Genomic DNA, 15986 nt, shown 5'->3' with positions numbered 1-15986 from the left:
TCCAATCTGGGCGCTCGGCGCAATGTCGGGCACATCGCTTGACGGGGTCGATGCCGCGCTGCTTCGCACCGACGGGGAGACCATCACCGCGTTCGGGGAAAGTGACTACCGCCCGTATAGCCCTGAGGAACGCGCGAAGATCGCGGCGGCCTTGGGGCAGTGGAGTGATGGCGCTGATGTCGCCCAAGCCGCAGAAATGGTGGAGACTGTTCACGCGGCGCTTTTGTCGCGCATGATGACTGTTGATCTGGAACAAGCGCCGGAAATTATCGGGTTTCACGGGCAAACCCTAGCGCATGACCCAGCGAACCAGCGCACGCACCAAACCGGTGATGGCGCTTTGCTGGCAGAGATATTGCAACGCACTGTCGTTTGGGACTTTCGCACCGCTGATGTTCAGTTGGGCGGGCAGGGGGCGCCGCTGGCGCCGTTTTTCCACTTTGCGTGTGCCAAATATCTGAAGCTGCCCGCGCCGACCGTTTTTCTGAACCTCGGCGGGGTGGGCAACGTCACTTATGTTGACCCGAGCTATGACGCCCCTCAGCAATCGGGGGCGCTTTTGGCGTTTGACACTGGGCCGGCGAATGCGCCTCTCAACGATCTCATGCAGGCGCGCTTGGGCCAAGCATACGACCAAAACGGCGCGCTTGCGACGCAGGGCACGGCCAATACGGAGATTGTGACCGCATTTTTGAACCACGGGTATTTTCACAAGATGCCGCCTAAATCGCTGGACCGTGACGACTTCAACGGGCTCTCGGATCGCGTGGCGGATCTTGAGGATGCGGACGCTGCAGCGACGCTTGCGGAGTGCTGCGCGGCTGCCGTTGCCCGCGCGATGGAGCATATGCCAAAGACGCCCGCGCAAATACTGGTGTGCGGCGGGGGGCGGCGGAATGCACATATCATGGCGCGTCTTCGTGCCCTAACTGGGCTGCGGGTGGACGATATTGATGACCACGGGCTTGATGGGGATATGCTGGAAGCGCAGGCGTTTGCCTATCTCGCGGTGCGTGTCGCACGCGGATTGCCCACCAGTTGCCCGAGTACCACGGGCGTTGCGGCCAATGTCGGCGGGGGCACGATCAGCCATCCATAGCGCGGGAACGACAGGCGGCGGGCCAAGGAAAACCAAGCCCGCCGCCGCGTGAGGGGCGCTTATCCTTTCAGGATGGAGCGGCCAGCGTATTGGGCGGTCTCGCCTAGCATTTCGTCGATACGGATCAACTGGTTGTATTTTGCCAAGCGGTCGGACCGCGACAGAGAGCCGGTTTTGATCTGGCCACAGTTCGTTGCCACGGCCAAGTCCGCAATCGTTGCATCCTCTGTCTCGCCAGAGCGGTGCGACATAACGTTGGTGAAGCCAGCGCGGTGCGCCATTTCAACGGCTTTCAACGTCTCTGTCAGGGTGCCGATCTGGTTCACTTTGACTAGCATGGAGTTGGCGGAGCCGCGTTTGATGCCTTCGGCCAAACGGGCAGGGTTGGTCACGAACAGATCGTCACCTACCAGCTGCACCTTGTCGCCCAGCTCTGCGGTGAGGGCGGACCAGCCGTCCCAATCGTCCTCGCCCATGCCGTCTTCGATCGAGATGATCGGATAGTCGGCGACCAGCGCGGACAGGTAGGCCACGTTTTCCGCAGAGGACAGTACTTTGCCCTCGCCCTTCATGTCGTATTTGCCGTCGCTGTAGTATTCCGTCGCGGCGCAATCGAGGGCGAGATAGATGTCTTCGCCCGGTTTGTAGCCTGCCTTTTCGACGGCCTTCAGGATGAAGTCCAACGCCTCGCGTGAAGAAGAAATAGCGGGCGCGAAGCCGCCTTCGTCGCCGATACCAGTGGAATAGCCGCCGTCCGACAGCTCTTTTTTCAAGGTGTGGAACACCTCGGCACCCATGCGGACTGCGTCGCGGATGTTATCTGCGGCGACGGGCATGATCATGAATTCTTGGATGTCGATGGGGTTGTCCGCGTGTTCCCCGCCGTTGATGATGTTCATCATTGGCACTGGCAGAACGCGCGCAGATGTGCCGCCAATATAGCGGAACAGCGGCTGTGACGTGAAGTCGGCGGCGGCCTTCGCCGTGGCAAGGGAGACGCCCAGAATTGCGTTAGCGCCGAGACGGCTTTTGTTTTCCGTGCCGTCAAGTTCGATCATCAACTCGTCGATGCCAACCTGATCCAAAGCATCTTCGCCCAGAAGGTTCTCGGCCAGTTCACCATTCACGGCGGCAACAGCGTCCAGCACGCCTTTGCCCATGTAGCGCGCCTTGTCGCCGTCACGTTTCTCGACAGCCTCATATGCACCGGTCGATGCGCCCGAGGGCACTGCGGCGCGGCCCATTGTGCCGTCTTCCAGCATAACGTCGACCTCGACCGTCGGATTGCCCCGACTGTCCAGGATTTCACGTGCGTGAATGTCTATAATGGTGCTCATATTAGGGAGTTCCTTAGGTCAGGTTACCGTTGCGGCAGGGTATAGAGGGCCAATGTGACAAGGGCAAGTCGCGTGCAGTTAGCGCTAACGGCGCCGGTGCCTAGCTGTCCTTCACCCCATATAACTCCAAGCGGTGGCCCTTCAGGCTGTAGCCCAGGCGTTTGGCGATCCGTTCTTGCAGTTCTTCGATCTCGGGGTCGACGAATTCAATGACTTCGCCGGTTTGCATGTCGATCAGATGGTCGTGGTGTTCGCGCTCAGCGTCCTCGTAGCGCGCGCGCCCGTCGCCGAACTCCAGCCGCTCAAGCAGGCCGGCCTCTTCGAACAGCTTGACCGTGCGGTACACCGTGGCAATGGAAATCCCCGCATCCAGCGCCGAGGCGCGGGCGTGCAACTCCTCAACGTCGGGGTGGTCTTCGGCCTCTTCCAGCACCTTGGCGATAACGCGGCGCTGGCCGGTCATCCGTAGGCCGCGTTCGGCCGACCGGCTGATAATTGATTTTCCCATCGGATTGAGGCCCCCCACGTCGTTGAGATACATTTTAAGCGCGGCGGTGCGTATCCTCCACCCCAAATCCGGCCTTGGGCTTGACTTATGTCTGCGTAGGGCGCATTTGCGTGACAAGCCTGCGCACTTATGGTGCCGCGTGAGCTTTGCATAATAGGCAAGGCCTGCACCGCCGCAGCAGAGACGTTCCCGATATTCACGCGAATGGGTCCGGTGGAGGATACGCCTCCACGACCAATTTAACGCGACCTCACCGCCGCTTTAGGCGTGGGGCCCACATGTCACGAGAGGACATGACTTGAACAAGTTTGAAGCTTTGGGGATTTCCCCGAAAATCGCAGAGAAACTCGTCGAAAACGGCATTACCAACCCGACCCCGATCCAAGAGGAAGCAATTCCGATCATTCTGACCGGCCGCGACGTTATGGGGTTGGCCCAGACAGGTACCGGCAAAACGGCCGCATTCGGCCTGCCGATCATCCACAACCTTGTAAAACTTGGCACCAAGCCTGCACCGCGCACCGTGCGCGGCCTGATCCTTGCGCCGACGCGCGAGCTGGCAAAGCAGATTTGTGACAACCTGAAAATGTTCCAAGGTGGCGGCCATCTGAAGATCAACATGGTCGTTGGTGGCGTGTCGATCAATCCGCAGAAGAAAGCGCTGGAGCGGGGGACAGACATTCTGGTCGCCACGCCCGGCCGTCTGATTGACTTGCTGCAACAAAAGGCAGTGGTGCTGGGCGAGGCGAAGTATCTGGTGCTCGATGAAGCCGACCAGATGCTCGACATGGGCTTTATCCACGCGCTGCGCCAAATTGCGCCGTTGCTGCCCAAAGACCGCCAGACGCTGCTGTTCTCGGCCACGATGCCGAAACTTATGGAAGAACTCGCCGCGACATATCTTGACCACCCGCGCCGCGTACAGGTTGCAGCTCCGGGCAAGACTGCGGACAAGATCACGCAAAGCGTTCACTATATCGCCAAGGCTGCAAAGAACGACCTGCTGGTGGAGCTGATGGATAAGCACCGCGACGACCTTGCGCTGGTGTTCTGCCGCACCAAGCACGGTGCAGAAAAGCTTATGAAGCTGCTTGATAAAAAGGGCTTCGCCGCTGGGTCCATCCACGGCAACAAGTCCCAAAACCACCGCGACCGCTCTTTAGCAGCGTTCAAGGCGGGCGACTTGAAAATCCTTGTGGCAACGGACGTTGCGGCCCGCGGTATTGACATTCCAGGCGTGGGCTTCGTTTACAACTACGACCTGCCGAATGTGCCGGAAAGCTATGTCCACCGCATCGGGCGGACCGCCCGTGCGGGCCGCGAAGGGGAGGCGATTGCCTTCTGCGCGCCTGATGAGATGGGCGAGTTGAAAGACATCGAGAAACTGCTGAAGATCACAATTCCCGTGGTCGGTGGCCGTCGTTGGTCCCCGTCTGAGGAAGAGAAGAAGCCCGCACGCGGTGGCGGTGGCAATCGCGGTGGCGGCCGCCCGGCTGGCGGCGGTGCTCGCCGCGGTCAAGGCAAACCCAAAGCCGCAGGCGGCGAAGCCCCGTCGGGCGGTGCGCCGAAGCGCAAGCGCAACCGTCGTCGTCGGGGCCAAGGTCCGGCAAATGCGGCTGCATGACTGACCTAAAGCGGAAGGCGGCGTAAGCCTTCCGCGAACATGACCAGTAACGAAAAAGGGGCCCTGAAAGGCCCCTTTTATTTTGCGTGTTCTATGTGTCTTAGAACGGAATTTCGTCGTCGATGTCGCTCGACGGGCTGGATTGACCGCCGCCGCCGGATGGGCCGCTGTCGTAACCGCCGCCCATTGGGTCGCCGCCGTAGCCACCGCCACCGCCGTAGTTGCCGCCGCCACCACCACCACCGGAGCCGCCGCCGTTCGGGCCGTCGAGCATGGTGAGCGTGCCGCCGAAGCCTTGCAGGACAACTTCGGTGCTGTAACGGTCAGCGCCGCTTTGGTCTTGCCATTTACGTGTTTGCAACGCGCCTTCGATGTAAACCTTGGAGCCTTTGCGCAGGTACTGCTCGGCAATGCGAACCAGACCTTCTTGGAAAATAGCAACGGAGTGCCATTCTGTTTTCTCGCGGCGTTCGCCTGTGTTCTTGTCTTTCCACGTCTCGGACGTGGCGATGCGCAGGTTACAAACCTTGCCACCGTTCTGGAAATTGCGGACTTCAGGGTCGCGCCCCAAGTTGCCGATGAGAATGACTTTGTTAACTGAACCGGCCATATGCGTGCGTCTCCCGAATCTTGCTTTGGTGATCTTATATCGTCGGTATTTGGTTAATGGGAGACTTACAACCTCACTCTGGCTGGCGCGCAATATCGCTCTGGGGGTAGCGAAACCCGTCAAATCCGCTATGTTGCGCGCAGTTCTTGTCGGTGAGTGGATCTTGTAAATATGCGTAAGCTCTTGGTTGCATTGATGGCCTTCGCCTTGGCCGCGCCGTCGTTCCCGCGTGAATCAATTGCCGAAGGGCTGGTTTCCTCGGGGTCGACAAGCAATCGATCAAAGTTGTTTAGCTCGCAAGCGCGCCTTCTGGATGGCCGCCTGTCGTCGCAATACAAAGGCTCCACCAAGCTACAGCCGGGCACCAAGAAGATATCTTACGGTGTGGGCGCTACGGCGATCCCGCGCTATCGCGGCTCGTATAAAGGTGTGTATCTCGAAGACGCCAAAAGCGCCGCACGCAAGCATGGTATTCCCACCGATCTGTTCTTGCGCCTTGTGCAGCAGGAAAGTGGCTGGAAGCCTCACGCGGTGTCCCATGCGGGGGCGATTGGCCTTGCGCAGTTGATGCCGGGCACGGCGAAGAAGCTGCGGGTGAACCCGCGTGATCCCAAGCAAAACCTTGAGGGCGGCGCGCGGTATCTCAAGCAGATGTACCGCATCTTTGGCAGTTGGCGTCTGGCACTTGCGGCTTATAACGCGGGGCCGGGTGCGGTGAAGAAGCATGGCGGCGTCCCGCCATACCGCGAGACGCGTAATTACGTGCGTGTCATCTTGGGAAGCTAGGCAAGGGCCAGCGCGTCCTCTAGGACTGATTTGACCACCTTGGGGTCCACATCGGACGTTACAAAAGCTGCGCCAATGCCGCGTGCCATGATGTAGTTCAACGTGCCTTGCGTGACCTTCTTATCCTGCCCCATCAACGTCATCAGCGTGTCCGCGTCGGGTAGGGCGCCCGCGATGTCGTTAAGGTCCGTTTTCATGCCCATCGCTTTCAGATGCGCGCGCACGCGGCTTGGATCTTCTTGTGCGCACAGGCCAAGACGCGAAGACACTTCAAACGCCAGCGCGCAGCCAATGGCCACGCCTTCGCCGTGGAGCAGTCGGTCGGAATAACCGGTCGCAGCCTCTAGCGCGTGACCGAACGTATGCCCGAGGTTTAGCAACGCACGGTCGCCTTGCTCCGTTTCGTCACGCGCGACGATGTCGGCCTTCATCTGGCACGACCACCGTACGGCCTCGATCCGTTTGTCGATGTCGCCTGCCGCCAAAGCTGGGGCGTTGCGTTCCAACCAGTCGAAGAACGCGGCATCGCCCAACAGCCCGTATTTGACCACCTCGCCGTAGCCCGCCAGAAAGTCGCGTTCCGTCATCGTGCCAAGGACGGCGACGTCGGCCAGAACCAGCGCGGGTTGGTGGAAGGCGCCGATGAGGTTTTTCCCGTGAGGGGAGTTAATGGCAGTCTTGCCCCCGACGGAGCTGTCGACCTGCGCCAAAAGCGACGTCGGGATTTGCACGAACCGCACCCCACGGCGCAAAATCGCGGCGGCGAAACCGACCAGATCACCAATCACCCCGCCACCGAACGCCACGACCATGTCGCCGCGCTCGACCTTTTGCTCCAGCAGCCATTCGACGGTTTCGCTTAGAAAACGCCAGCATTTGGTGGCCTCGCCTGCGGGCAGTGTCAGATGCGTCATCTCAACGCCCGACGCTTCTAGCCCCGCACGCAACGTGTCGAGATGCAGCGGCCCGACGGTGTCATCCGTTACAACCGCGACCCGTGGCCGTGACAACATCGGCGCGACCCATTTACCCGCATCCGCCAGCAGCCCGTGGCCGATTTCAATGCGGTAGCTTCTGTCGCCCAAGGCAACGTGGACGGTTTCATGCGTGTGGGTCACGTGTCGGTCTCTTTCAGGTAATTCGCGTCTTTCAGCGTTTGGATAACTTTGTCGGCCATGTCGTCGATGGAGTATTCGGGCCGTGCTTCCACGCTAAGTTGTGCGTGGGCGTAGATCGGCGTGCGGGCGTTAAATATCTCTGTGAGGGTGGCGAGCGGATCATCCGTGCGCAGCAACGGGCGCGTCGTTTTGTGCCGGACGCGCGACCAGAGCAGCGGCAGGTCGGCTTGCAACCAGACCGATATGCCTTTGGTGTTGATCAACTTCCGGTTGACCTCGCTAAGAAATGCGCCACCGCCAGTGGACAGTACGGCAGGCACCCCGTCCAGCAGGCGTGAGATCACCTCGGTCTCTCGCGCGCGAAAAAAGCCCTCGCCGTCCCGCTCGAAAATTTCTGCGATAGAGCGGTCCGCCGCGCGCACCAACTCTTCGTCGCTATCTAGGAACTGCACGCCAAGCTTGCGCGCCAAAGCTCCGCCAATGGCGGTTTTGCCAGCGCCCATCATGCCGACAAGCACCAAAGGACGGGTCAGGGTCAGGGTGTTGGGTGGCATTCTCTCGCTCAATTTACTGATTTCTTCTCTGAATGGCGTGAACTTGGTGGAAAAGCCATATAAGAATCAACATACAGGCACAAAAGACGGCACCTCAAGGTGCTCAACCAAAAGGCAGATGCAGCGTGATAAGGCTCCTAAAAGCTCTGATTTTTCTGATCGTGATAGGCATCATCGGTATAATCGGATATGCGTATTTAGGCGACCTGACACCAAGTCGGGTTGAGGTGAATCAACCGGTCATACTGGATGCAAACTAGAAAACTTGCCGCGGCACTTGCGACTTTAGGCAGTTTCGCGCTGCCCATCTCCGGCGCGCGCGCCGAGGAACCCCTGTCAGCGATCGACTGGCTGTCTAATGCGGTCGTGGCCCCTGCGCCTGTGGCGCGTGCTAAAGCCCCGAAAGCAAAACCTGCGGACGACATCGCGCGCTCCGCAACGCCTGCTGCGGTTGTGACAACGACCTTGGGCAAGCCCAACCGCGACGCGGTGGGCTTGGTGCCCAGTAGCGTGACCGGTATTCCGCCGCGCTTTTGGGGCACGACCAGCTCGAATACGTTGGCGGCCACAATGGCGGATTTGCGCCCCGACTTGCCCGCGCCGTTAGCTGAACTGATGCGGCGGTTGCTTTTGGCAGAACTGACCCCGCCCGTTGATAGCGGCGCAAGCGAGACATTGTTTCAGGCCCGCGTCGATGAATTACTGGCCATGGGGGCGCTTGATCAGGCGAAGGCGTTGCTCGACCGTGCCGACCCTGGCACCGCGCCGCTGTTTCAGCGTTGGTTCGACGTGAGCTTGCTTATCGGGGAGGAGGACGCGGCTTGTGCGCGGATGCTGCGCCAGCCTGATTTGTCGCCAACCTATCCCGCCCGAATTTTCTGTATGGCCCGCGCCGGTGACTGGGACGCGGCAAACCTGACGCTTAGCACGGCGAAAGCGCTGGACGCGATGACACCCGCTGAGGATGCGTTGTTGGCGCGTTTCTTGGACCCAGAACTGTTTGAGGGCGACGCGCCGCTGCCGACGCCCGCGCGGGTGACGCCGCTGTCGTTCCGTATGCACGAGGCGATAGGCGAGGCCTTGCCACTGTCGTCCTTGCCCAACGCGTTTGCCTATGCGGGGTTGTCTGAGAACGGCGGTTGGAAGCCACGCATTAGCGCGGCGGAGCGGTTGGCCCGCACGGGCGCCATTCCGGCCTCGCGGCTTCTTGCCATCTATACGGAGCGCCAACCGGCGGCGTCTGGCGGAGTTTGGGACCGCGTCGACGCTGTGCAGCGCTATGAAAACGCGCTCTTGAGCGGCGATGCCGACGACGTGGCGGCGCGCCTTCCTGATGCCGTACGTGCGATGCGCCGTGCGGGGCTGGAGCCTGCCTTGGCGCATATGTTTGGCGAGGCCACTTTGAAGCTATCGCTGCCTGATGCTGCGCGCAGCGACGCAACACGCTTGGTCCTGCTATCACCGGCCTATGAAGCCGCTGCAAATTCGGATGCGCTTGCCTCTGACACGCCCGCGCTGTGGGGCGCAATCGCGAAAGGCGATGCGGCTACGATCAAACAGCTTGTGCAGTCGGGCAACCTAGACGCGTTAGAAAGTGCAATTGCCACGGCAGCCTCCACAGACGGTCCTGCGGAGAGTTTGGCGGCCTTGATCAGTGATGGCAATTTGGGCCTTGCGACGCTCAAAGCGGTCAAGATGATGGAGGACGGGGCAGGGGCTGACCCGCTGGCGCTGGAAAACGGCCTGCGTACGTTGCGCCATCTGGGCTTTGAGGACATTTCGCGCCGCATGGCCCTGCATACGTTGATCACACGGCCGCGCGGGTGACCTTGACGCCTGACATGTCACGCTGGATCCAGACGTTTCTGGATGCGCAGGCTGCGGAACTCGACGCGTCCGAGAACACGTTGCTGGCCTACGGGCGCGATCTTATGGATTTTGGCGGGTGGCTGGCGGCCCGTGGCCCCACGTTCGGTTCCGCGTCGCGTGCCGATGTTGAGGATTATTTGATCCATTGCGACAATCAGGGGCTGGCCCCTTCAACCCGCGCCCGCCGTTTGTCTGCGGTAAAGCAAATCTACCGATTTGCGTATGAGGAAGGCTGGCGTGAGGATAACCCCGCCATCCAGATTAAAGGTCCAGGGCGCAAAAAAGCGCTGCCCAAAACCTTGAGTGTCGAAGAGGTCGATCGCCTGCTTGGCGCCGCGCAAACCTCCGCGCGTAGCGTCGAAGACCGCCTGCGCAACACCTGCTTGATGGAGCTGCTCTACGCCACCGGCATGCGTGTGACGGAGCTGGTGACTTTGCCTGTCGCCGCCGCACGGGGCGATCCTCGTATGCTTTTGGTGCGGGGCAAGGGCGATAAGGAACGCATGGTGCCATTGGCCGCGTCGGCCCGTGATGCGGTCGCTGTCTGGATCAGCACCCGCGACGCACAAGATGCGGCGGCGCAGGCGGCGGGCAAGCCGACGTCGAAATTTTTGTTCCCTTCGCGCGGTAAAAGCGGCCATCTGACGCGCCACCGTTTCTATATGCTGATCAAAGAACTTGCCGTAGCGGGCGGAGTTGACCCTTCAAAGGTCACGCCGCACACGTTGCGCCATGCCTTCGCGACCCATCTCTTGGCGAACGGGGCCGACCTGCGGGCGATTCAGACGCTGCTCGGGCACGCGGATATCTCCACCACCGAAATCTACACCCATGTGCTGGATGAGCGGTTGAAAGAGCTGGTGCTTGATCACCACCCGCTGGCGAAAGGTTAGGCTAGCGCCTTAGTTGCGCGGGTAACACATCCTCGCTTGGCCAGATGCCGGTTCTGAGACCCACCTCGTAGCCTTGCGTTAAGCCTGCGGCCTCCATTGCTTGGGCCGCGGCCTCATACGCGTAGTGCAGCGTATGAAAGCGGACGCCATCGTCCGACAAAATCGCATAGCGCGTTGCAGAGCGGCCATCATGGGGCGGCATTCCGATGACACCCGCGTTGATCCAGACACGCGCAGGCAAAGCCCGCTCAAACGCAATCCCGCTATGCCCCGCGATCACGCCGTCTACCTTTCCGGTTCGCGCCTCTACCCGCTCAATTTCGGCCATGAAAACCGTGTCGTCGTCAGACGGCCAGATGAATTTTGCCACTGCGTCCGCACCGCCATGGATCACGGCGTAACGTTTGCCAGCGTGCGTAAACGTGAGCCAGTCCGGCGTCTCCGCCCATAGCGCGGCGGCCTGTGGGCCGATCTGCGCCGCAGCATGGGTATACCATGTTTTGGACGCAACGTCGCAGGCCGTGCCTTCGCCAAAACCGCATCCGCAATCGTCCGCACCGTCAAGCAATTGCTGTTCGCAATTGCCCCGAATGGCAGGGCAACCGAAGGCAGCCAACTGCGTTGCGCAACCCAAGGCATCAGCGCCGTAGGCCACAACGTCGCCGGTAAAGATACACTGCGACGGGGCGATGCCGTGATCGTCAGCTGCAGCGATCAGCGCGTCCAGCGCCTGCGCGTTGGAATAGGCACCGCCAAACAGCAACACGTCGCCGTGTAGTGTTCCAAGGTCTCTGATATTAGTCATGTGGCGGTTTCCCTTGAAGCGTAGGGCATCGCACCCCATAACTCTCACTTAACTTTCTTTTAAAGGACCGAAAACCCGGATGGACGACGGATCAACACTCTTTGACACTGCTTTTTGGATGACGTCGGGCGGCATTGTGGTGCTGCTCTTGCTATCGGCCTTCTTTTCCGGCTCCGAGACGGCGCTGACAGCGGCCTCACGTGGTAAACTGCGCAGTCAGGCGGACAAGGGCTCCCCGGGGGCGGAACGTGCGCTGAGAATCACCGAAGACACGGAACGCCTGATCGGATCGGTATTGCTGGGCAATAACCTTGTGAACATTCTGGCGGCGTCGCTGGCGACGGCTTTGTTCACCAAGCTGTTCGGTGAAAGCGGCGTGGCTTGGGCCACTTTGGTCATGACGTTGCTGGTGTTGGTGTTCGCGGAAGTGCTTCCCAAAACCTATGCCATCACCAATTCGGAGACCGCCGCCGCACGGGTGTCTGGCCCTATCTCCATGGTGGTGCTGGTCTTTGCCCCGATGGTGACGGCGGTGCGCGCCTTGGTGCGCGGCATGCTGAAACTGTTCGGCGTGGAGACAGACCCCGACAGTCAGATCCTGTCGGTTCACGAGGAAATCGCGGGGGCCTTAGCGTTGGGTCACGAGGAGGGCGTTGTTCACAAAGAGCAGCGCGACCGCCTTTTGGGCGCGCTAGACCTGTCGGAGCGCGATGTAGAGGAGATCATGCTTCACCGATCCGAAATCGAGATGATCAATGCCGAAGACGCGCCCGAGGAAATCATCAGCCAATGCCTGCGCAGCCCGCACACCCGCATTCCGGTTTACCGCAACGAGCAGGAAAACATCGTGGGCGTTGTCCACGCCAAAGACTTGCTGCGTGCGGTTGATAAAACCCTGCGTGGCCAAGATAGGGCGGCCCGTGATCTGAGCGGTTTTGACATCATGGATGTGGTGCGAGAGCCGTATTTCGTGCCGGAGACGACCGCGCTTGACGATCAGATGCGCCAGTTTTTGCGCCTGCACACCCACTTCGCGTTGGTCGTTGACGAATACGGCGCGTTGCAGGGGCTGATCACGCTGGAGGATATCTTGGAAGAGATTGTCGGCGAGATCACCGACGAATTCGACGTGGCCGAGGCAGAGTCCCTGAAGCCTGAAACCGACGGCAGCTTCCTTGTGGAGGGCGCGATGACTATCCGCGACCTGAACCGCATGGCCGACTGGTCGCTGCCAGATGACGAAGCCAACACCGTCGCAGGCTTGGTCATTCACGAAGCGCAATCCATCCCGACCGTGGGGCAGGTTTTCTCGTTCCACGGGTTCCGGTTCGAAGTGGTTCAGCGCCTGCAAAACCGCCTAACCAAACTAAAAGTGAGACCCCTATGACCGCGCGTAAAATCATTATCGACACGGACCCGGGGCAGGATGATGCGGTGGCGATGCTGCTGGCGTTCGGCTCCCCTGAGGAGGTTGACGTGCTGGGGGTGACGGCCGTTGCGGGCAACGTGCCGCTGCCGCTGACCGAGAAAAACGCGCGTATTGTGTGTGAACTGGCAGGCCGGACTGACACCAAAGTGTTCGCCGGTTGCGACGCCCCCATGTCGCGCAAACTGGTGACGGCGGAACATGTCCACGGAAAGACCGGCCTTGACGGTCCGGTCATGCCGGACCCGACGATGCCGCTCCAAGATCAGCACGCGGTGGACTTCATCATCGACACTCTGCGCGCAGAGCCTGCGGGCAGCGTCACCCTGTGCCCGCTTGGCCCGCTTACCAACATTGCGCAGGCATTTGAGCGTGCGCCCGACGTCATAGAGCGGGTGCAGGAAATCGTCCTGATGGGCGGCGCATACTTTGAGGTCGGCAACATCACCCCCGCCGCAGAATTCAACATCTACGTTGACCCCGAAGCGGCGAAAATCGTGTTCGGCTCTGGCGTGCCGATTGTTGTGATGCCGCTGGACGTCACCCACAAAGCGTTGACCAATCGCAACCGTGTCGAGGCATTTCGCGCCCTCGGCAACGAAGCGGGCCGCATGGTGGCGGAGTGGACGGACTTCTTCGAGCGTTTCGACAAGGAGAAATACGGCTCCGCCGGTGCGCCGCTCCATGATCCTTGTGTGATCGCTTACCTGATTAAGCCGGAGCTATTTTCCGGCCGCCACGTCAACGTGGAAATCGAGACCGCGTCGGAGCTAACCTTGGGCATGACCGTCGCGGACTGGTGGCGTGTCACGGACCGCAAGCCGAACGCTATGTTCATGTCCGATATCGACGCGGAAGGCTTTTTCGCGCTGTTGAACGAGCGGATCGCACGGTTGTGAGCGCCCCGATATTTGACAACTCTTACGCGCGCCTTCCCGACAGGTTCTACACCAAGCTCGCGCCAAAACCCGTGGCAGCACCTGCGCTGATCGCACTGAACACCGATTTGGCCGGGGACATGGGGCTGGATGCGGCATGGCTTCAGTCCGACGCCGGGGTGGCGATGTTGGCGGGGAACAAGATGCCCGACGGCGCGGAGCCATTGGCGCAGGTCTATGCGGGCCACCAGTTCGGCGGCTGGTCGCCGCAGCTTGGCGATGGTCGCGCCAATGTGCTGGGGGAAGTTGTGGGGGCGGACGGCGCACGCTGGGACATCCAACTCAAGGGCTCCGGCCCGACGCCCTATTCGCGCAATGGCGACGGGCGGGCAGGGCTTGGCCCTGTCATGCGCGAATATATCATCAGCGAAGCAATGCACGCCTTCGGTGTTCCGACGACCCGCGCGCTGGCAGCAGTCAGCAGCGGGGAACGGGTGCAGCGCGAAACCGGCGTGCCCGGGGCGATCCTGACCCGCGCAGCACGTTCACATATTCGCGTCGGAACGTTCCAGTATTTTGCCGCACGCCAAGATGATGAGGCGGTGCAAATCCTGCTCAACCACGCCATCGCCCGCCACTACCCCGAGGTTGCCGGGGGCGACGCGCTCGGGTTTTTGAATGCGGTGATTGACGCGCAGGCGGATCTCGTTGCCAGATGGATGGGCCTTGGATTTATCCACGGCGTGATGAACACAGACAACACCCATGTGGGCGGTCTCACGATTGATTATGGCCCCTGTGCGTTCATGGATGCCTATCATCCAGCCACCGTGTTCTCCTCAATAGACCACGCCGGACGCTACGCCTACCAAGGCCAGCCGGAGGTTCTGGTGTGGAACCTCGCCCAGTTGGCGACCAGCCTGCTGCCGTTAATCGACGCCGACCGCGATATGGCGGTGAAGGCCGCGCAAGCTGCGCTGGCGCGCTTCGGGGATGTCTATACGGCGTCGTGGAAGCGCGTGTTTTTCGCCAAGATCGGTTTTGCTGTCGGCACCGATGCCCACGTTGTTTTGGTTCAAGATTTGCTGACGCGTATGGCGGACAATCAGGCCGATTTCACGCGGGTGTTCCGCGCCATGGCGCGCGGGCAGGGCGCGCGCGAAGAGTTTGTTGATCCGACCAGCTTTGACGAGTGGGAGGTCAAGTGGGGCGGTGGCGACGCGCAGATCATGCACGCGGCGAACCCCGCGATCATCCCGCGCAACCACCGTGTGGAAGAGGCCATCGCCGCAGGCATGCAAGGCGACTACGCGCCTTTCCACCGTCTAAATCAAGCATTGGCGCAGCCGTTCGAAGATGATCCGCAGTTCGCCGATCTGGAAGCCGCGCCGAGCGCGCAACAGATGGTGCGTCAAACGTTCTGCGGCACCTGAGCCTTCGGTGCGCGGTTGATCAGCACGATGCCTACCGCCACCAGCGCCAGTGCGCCAAGGATGGACGTGCCAACCTGCTCTCCAAGTAGCAGCCACCCCATCAGCACCGACAGAACGGGCGACAGGAAAGAGAAGCTGGCAACACCAGATGCCGGATAGACCGACATGAGCCACAGCCAGAAGATAAACCCGAAGGTGACGACCACCACGATCTGAAACAGCACAGCTGCGTAATGTATCGGCTGAGGGTCGCGGATCAACGGTCCGAAGAGCGGCGCAACCGCCAGCAGCACCACCGCAGAGATCGCCACTTGGTAGAAGAGTTGCGTCTCTGGCCGCACGGTTTTCAGCGCTGTCGCCTTGACCAACAGCCCCGTGGCCGCCCAACCTATTGCGGCCCCCAAGGCGCATAAGTCACCGGCCAAGGAGGCTTCTCCGCCGTCGCTGCGGTCCAGAATGGCCCATGCCACACCCGCGAACGCCACAACTAAGCCCAAAGATTTGCGCGGGGTTAGCCTGTCGCCGGGGATGAAGAAATGCGCCGCAAGCGCCATCCAAAGGGGCATGGAGTAGAAAATCACCGATGCGCGGGACACCGTCGTCAGATCAAGCGCGGTGAAGAGCATTAGAAACTCTACGGAGAAAACGACCCCAATCAGCAGAGCCGACGGCATCACAGCACGTGGCAGTGCCAGTTTCAACCCGCGCCACTTCATCCAAAACAGGATGCACACCACAGCACCGGCGGAGCGCACGCCCGCGAAGAACACAGGCTGGAAGGCGTCATTGGTGACTTTGATCACCACTTGGTTGAACGCCAGCAGCAACGCCAGCCCGATCAACGAGACGGCACCAAAGGTGTCAATTTGGGTCTTGGGCGGCATGGGAACTCCGGCTGATAGGCCCCCGCCCTAGGTGGTTTTGGCGGGGGCTGTCAATCGCATGCGGACGGCGCGGCGTGCAAGCCGTGGCGGGTGCGAGCAAGATTGCGGCTGGCTTGGAGGGGCAAATGCGATAAGTTGTCCCAAACAGCCCCATCAAAGAGG

Annotated in this window: 15 protein-coding genes; 8 read left to right on the top strand and 7 right to left on the bottom strand. The window is 60.8% G+C overall.

The features are described 5' to 3' along the window. The first annotated feature begins 22 nt into the window (after window positions 1–22). Entirely contained in the window at window positions 23–1099 is a 1077-nt protein-coding gene (locus BLW66_RS10820; protein ID WP_244508626.1) for an anhydro-N-acetylmuramic acid kinase, read from the top strand. Between the two features lie 59 nt (window positions 1100–1158). On the opposite strand, the gene eno is transcribed toward BLW66_RS10820, so the two are convergent. Continuing rightward, window positions 1159–2436 (bottom strand): phosphopyruvate hydratase, encoded by a 1278-nt coding sequence (gene eno / locus BLW66_RS10815; RefSeq protein ID WP_089947173.1) that lies wholly within the window; start codon window positions 2434–2436, stop codon window positions 1159–1161. Between the two features lie 100 nt (window positions 2437–2536). Continuing rightward, a complete protein-coding gene (locus tag BLW66_RS10810) occupies window positions 2537–2944 on the bottom strand; it encodes a Fur family transcriptional regulator (protein WP_089947428.1) in 408 nt (135 codons plus the stop codon). A 298-nt stretch (window positions 2945–3242) separates the two neighbouring features. On the opposite strand from BLW66_RS10810, the gene BLW66_RS10805 reads away from it, so the two are divergent. Continuing rightward, window positions 3243–4568, top strand: a complete 1326-nt coding sequence (locus tag BLW66_RS10805) for a DEAD/DEAH box helicase (RefSeq protein WP_089947172.1) — start codon at window positions 3243–3245, stop codon at window positions 4566–4568. A 100-nt stretch (window positions 4569–4668) separates the two neighbouring features. Here the strand turns inward: BLW66_RS10805 and ssb are convergent, their stop codons facing one another. Then, the gene (ssb, locus tag BLW66_RS10800) at window positions 4669–5178 is read right to left on the bottom strand and encodes a single-stranded DNA-binding protein (RefSeq protein ID WP_089947171.1); all 510 of its coding nucleotides are present in this window, start codon (window positions 5176–5178) and stop codon (window positions 4669–4671) included. 171 nt (window positions 5179–5349) lie between these two features. Between ssb and BLW66_RS10795 the strand changes: the two genes are divergently transcribed. After that, window positions 5350–5964, top strand: coding sequence for a lytic transglycosylase domain-containing protein (locus BLW66_RS10795; protein WP_089947170.1), 615 nt, complete (start codon window positions 5350–5352; stop codon window positions 5962–5964). Here BLW66_RS10795 and aroB read toward each other — a convergent pair. Both aroB and BLW66_RS10785 read right to left on the bottom strand, forming a co-directional pair. After that, window positions 5961–7082, bottom strand: coding sequence for a 3-dehydroquinate synthase (gene aroB, locus BLW66_RS10790; RefSeq protein WP_089947169.1), 1122 nt, complete (start codon window positions 7080–7082; stop codon window positions 5961–5963). The genes BLW66_RS10795 and aroB overlap by 4 nt on opposite strands. Further along, window positions 7079–7636, bottom strand: coding sequence for a shikimate kinase (locus tag BLW66_RS10785; RefSeq protein ID WP_089947168.1), 558 nt, complete (start codon window positions 7634–7636; stop codon window positions 7079–7081). Before BLW66_RS10785 ends, aroB begins: the two co-directional genes overlap by 4 nt. Window positions 7637–7885: 249 nt before the next feature. Between BLW66_RS10785 and BLW66_RS10775 the strand changes: the two genes are divergently transcribed. Together BLW66_RS10775 and BLW66_RS10770 are read left to right on the top strand one after the other, a co-directional pair. After that, window positions 7886–9463, top strand: coding sequence for a hypothetical protein (locus tag BLW66_RS10775; protein ID WP_089947166.1), 1578 nt, complete (start codon window positions 7886–7888; stop codon window positions 9461–9463). 14 nt (window positions 9464–9477) lie between these two features. Further along, window positions 9478–10398: a site-specific tyrosine recombinase XerD gene (locus BLW66_RS10770; RefSeq protein ID WP_089947427.1), complete on the top strand. Its 921-nt coding sequence runs from the start codon at window positions 9478–9480 to the stop codon at window positions 10396–10398. 1 nt (window position 10399) lies between these two features. Here BLW66_RS10770 and BLW66_RS10765 read toward each other — a convergent pair whose 3' ends face one another. Then, window positions 10400–11203: a metallophosphoesterase family protein gene (locus tag BLW66_RS10765; protein WP_089947165.1), complete on the bottom strand. Its 804-nt coding sequence runs from the start codon at window positions 11201–11203 to the stop codon at window positions 10400–10402. A 79-nt stretch (window positions 11204–11282) separates the two neighbouring features. Between BLW66_RS10765 and BLW66_RS10760 the strand changes: the two genes are divergently transcribed. Genes BLW66_RS10760 through BLW66_RS10750 form a run of 3 tightly spaced genes read left to right on the top strand, consistent with a single transcriptional unit; the run spans window position 11283 to window position 14940 of the window. After that, window positions 11283–12590 (top strand): HlyC/CorC family transporter, encoded by a 1308-nt coding sequence (locus BLW66_RS10760; RefSeq protein ID WP_089947164.1) that lies wholly within the window; start codon window positions 11283–11285, stop codon window positions 12588–12590. Beyond that, entirely contained in the window at window positions 12587–13528 is a 942-nt protein-coding gene (locus BLW66_RS10755; protein ID WP_089947163.1) for a nucleoside hydrolase, read from the top strand. Before BLW66_RS10760 ends, BLW66_RS10755 begins: the two co-directional genes overlap by 4 nt. After that, the gene (locus BLW66_RS10750) at window positions 13525–14940 is read left to right on the top strand and encodes a protein adenylyltransferase SelO (protein ID WP_089947162.1); all 1416 of its coding nucleotides are present in this window, start codon (window positions 13525–13527) and stop codon (window positions 14938–14940) included. Before BLW66_RS10755 ends, BLW66_RS10750 begins: the two co-directional genes overlap by 4 nt. On the opposite strand, the gene BLW66_RS10745 is transcribed toward BLW66_RS10750, so the two are convergent. Beyond that, entirely contained in the window at window positions 14919–15824 is a 906-nt protein-coding gene (locus BLW66_RS10745; protein ID WP_089947161.1) for a DMT family transporter, read from the bottom strand. The genes BLW66_RS10750 and BLW66_RS10745 overlap by 22 nt on opposite strands. Between the last annotated feature and the right edge of the window lie 162 nt (window positions 15825–15986).

The sequence above is a fragment of the Litoreibacter albidus genome (assembly GCF_900107015.1).
Lineage (GTDB): Bacteria > Pseudomonadota > Alphaproteobacteria > Rhodobacterales > Rhodobacteraceae > Litoreibacter > Litoreibacter albidus.
Note: the sequence above shows the minus strand (reverse complement) of the source record. Positions and strands in the feature narration are given on the sequence as shown.

Coding starts and splice junctions, on each gene's coding strand:
- BLW66_RS10775 (WP_089947166.1), top strand. CDS start 7,886: ATGCAAACTAGAAAACTTGCCGCGGCACTTGCGACTTTAGGCAGTTTC.
- BLW66_RS10820 (WP_244508626.1), top strand. CDS start 23: ATGTCGGGCACATCGCTTGACGGGGTCGATGCCGCGCTGCTTCGCACC.
- eno (WP_089947173.1), bottom strand. CDS start 2,436: ATGAGCACCATTATAGACATTCACGCACGTGAAATCCTGGACAGTCGG.
- BLW66_RS10745 (WP_089947161.1), bottom strand. CDS start 15,824: ATGCCGCCCAAGACCCAAATTGACACCTTTGGTGCCGTCTCGTTGATC.
- ssb (WP_089947171.1), bottom strand. CDS start 5,178: ATGGCCGGTTCAGTTAACAAAGTCATTCTCATCGGCAACTTGGGGCGC.
- BLW66_RS10785 (WP_089947168.1), bottom strand. CDS start 7,636: ATGCCACCCAACACCCTGACCCTGACCCGTCCTTTGGTGCTTGTCGGC.
- BLW66_RS10765 (WP_089947165.1), bottom strand. CDS start 11,203: ATGACTAATATCAGAGACCTTGGAACACTACACGGCGACGTGTTGCTG.
- BLW66_RS10810 (WP_089947428.1), bottom strand. CDS start 2,944: ATGGGAAAATCAATTATCAGCCGGTCGGCCGAACGCGGCCTACGGATG.
- BLW66_RS10795 (WP_089947170.1), top strand. CDS start 5,350: ATGCGTAAGCTCTTGGTTGCATTGATGGCCTTCGCCTTGGCCGCGCCG.
- BLW66_RS10755 (WP_089947163.1), top strand. CDS start 12,587: ATGACCGCGCGTAAAATCATTATCGACACGGACCCGGGGCAGGATGAT.
- BLW66_RS10760 (WP_089947164.1), top strand. CDS start 11,283: ATGGACGACGGATCAACACTCTTTGACACTGCTTTTTGGATGACGTCG.
- BLW66_RS10770 (WP_089947427.1), top strand. CDS start 9,478: ATGTCACGCTGGATCCAGACGTTTCTGGATGCGCAGGCTGCGGAACTC.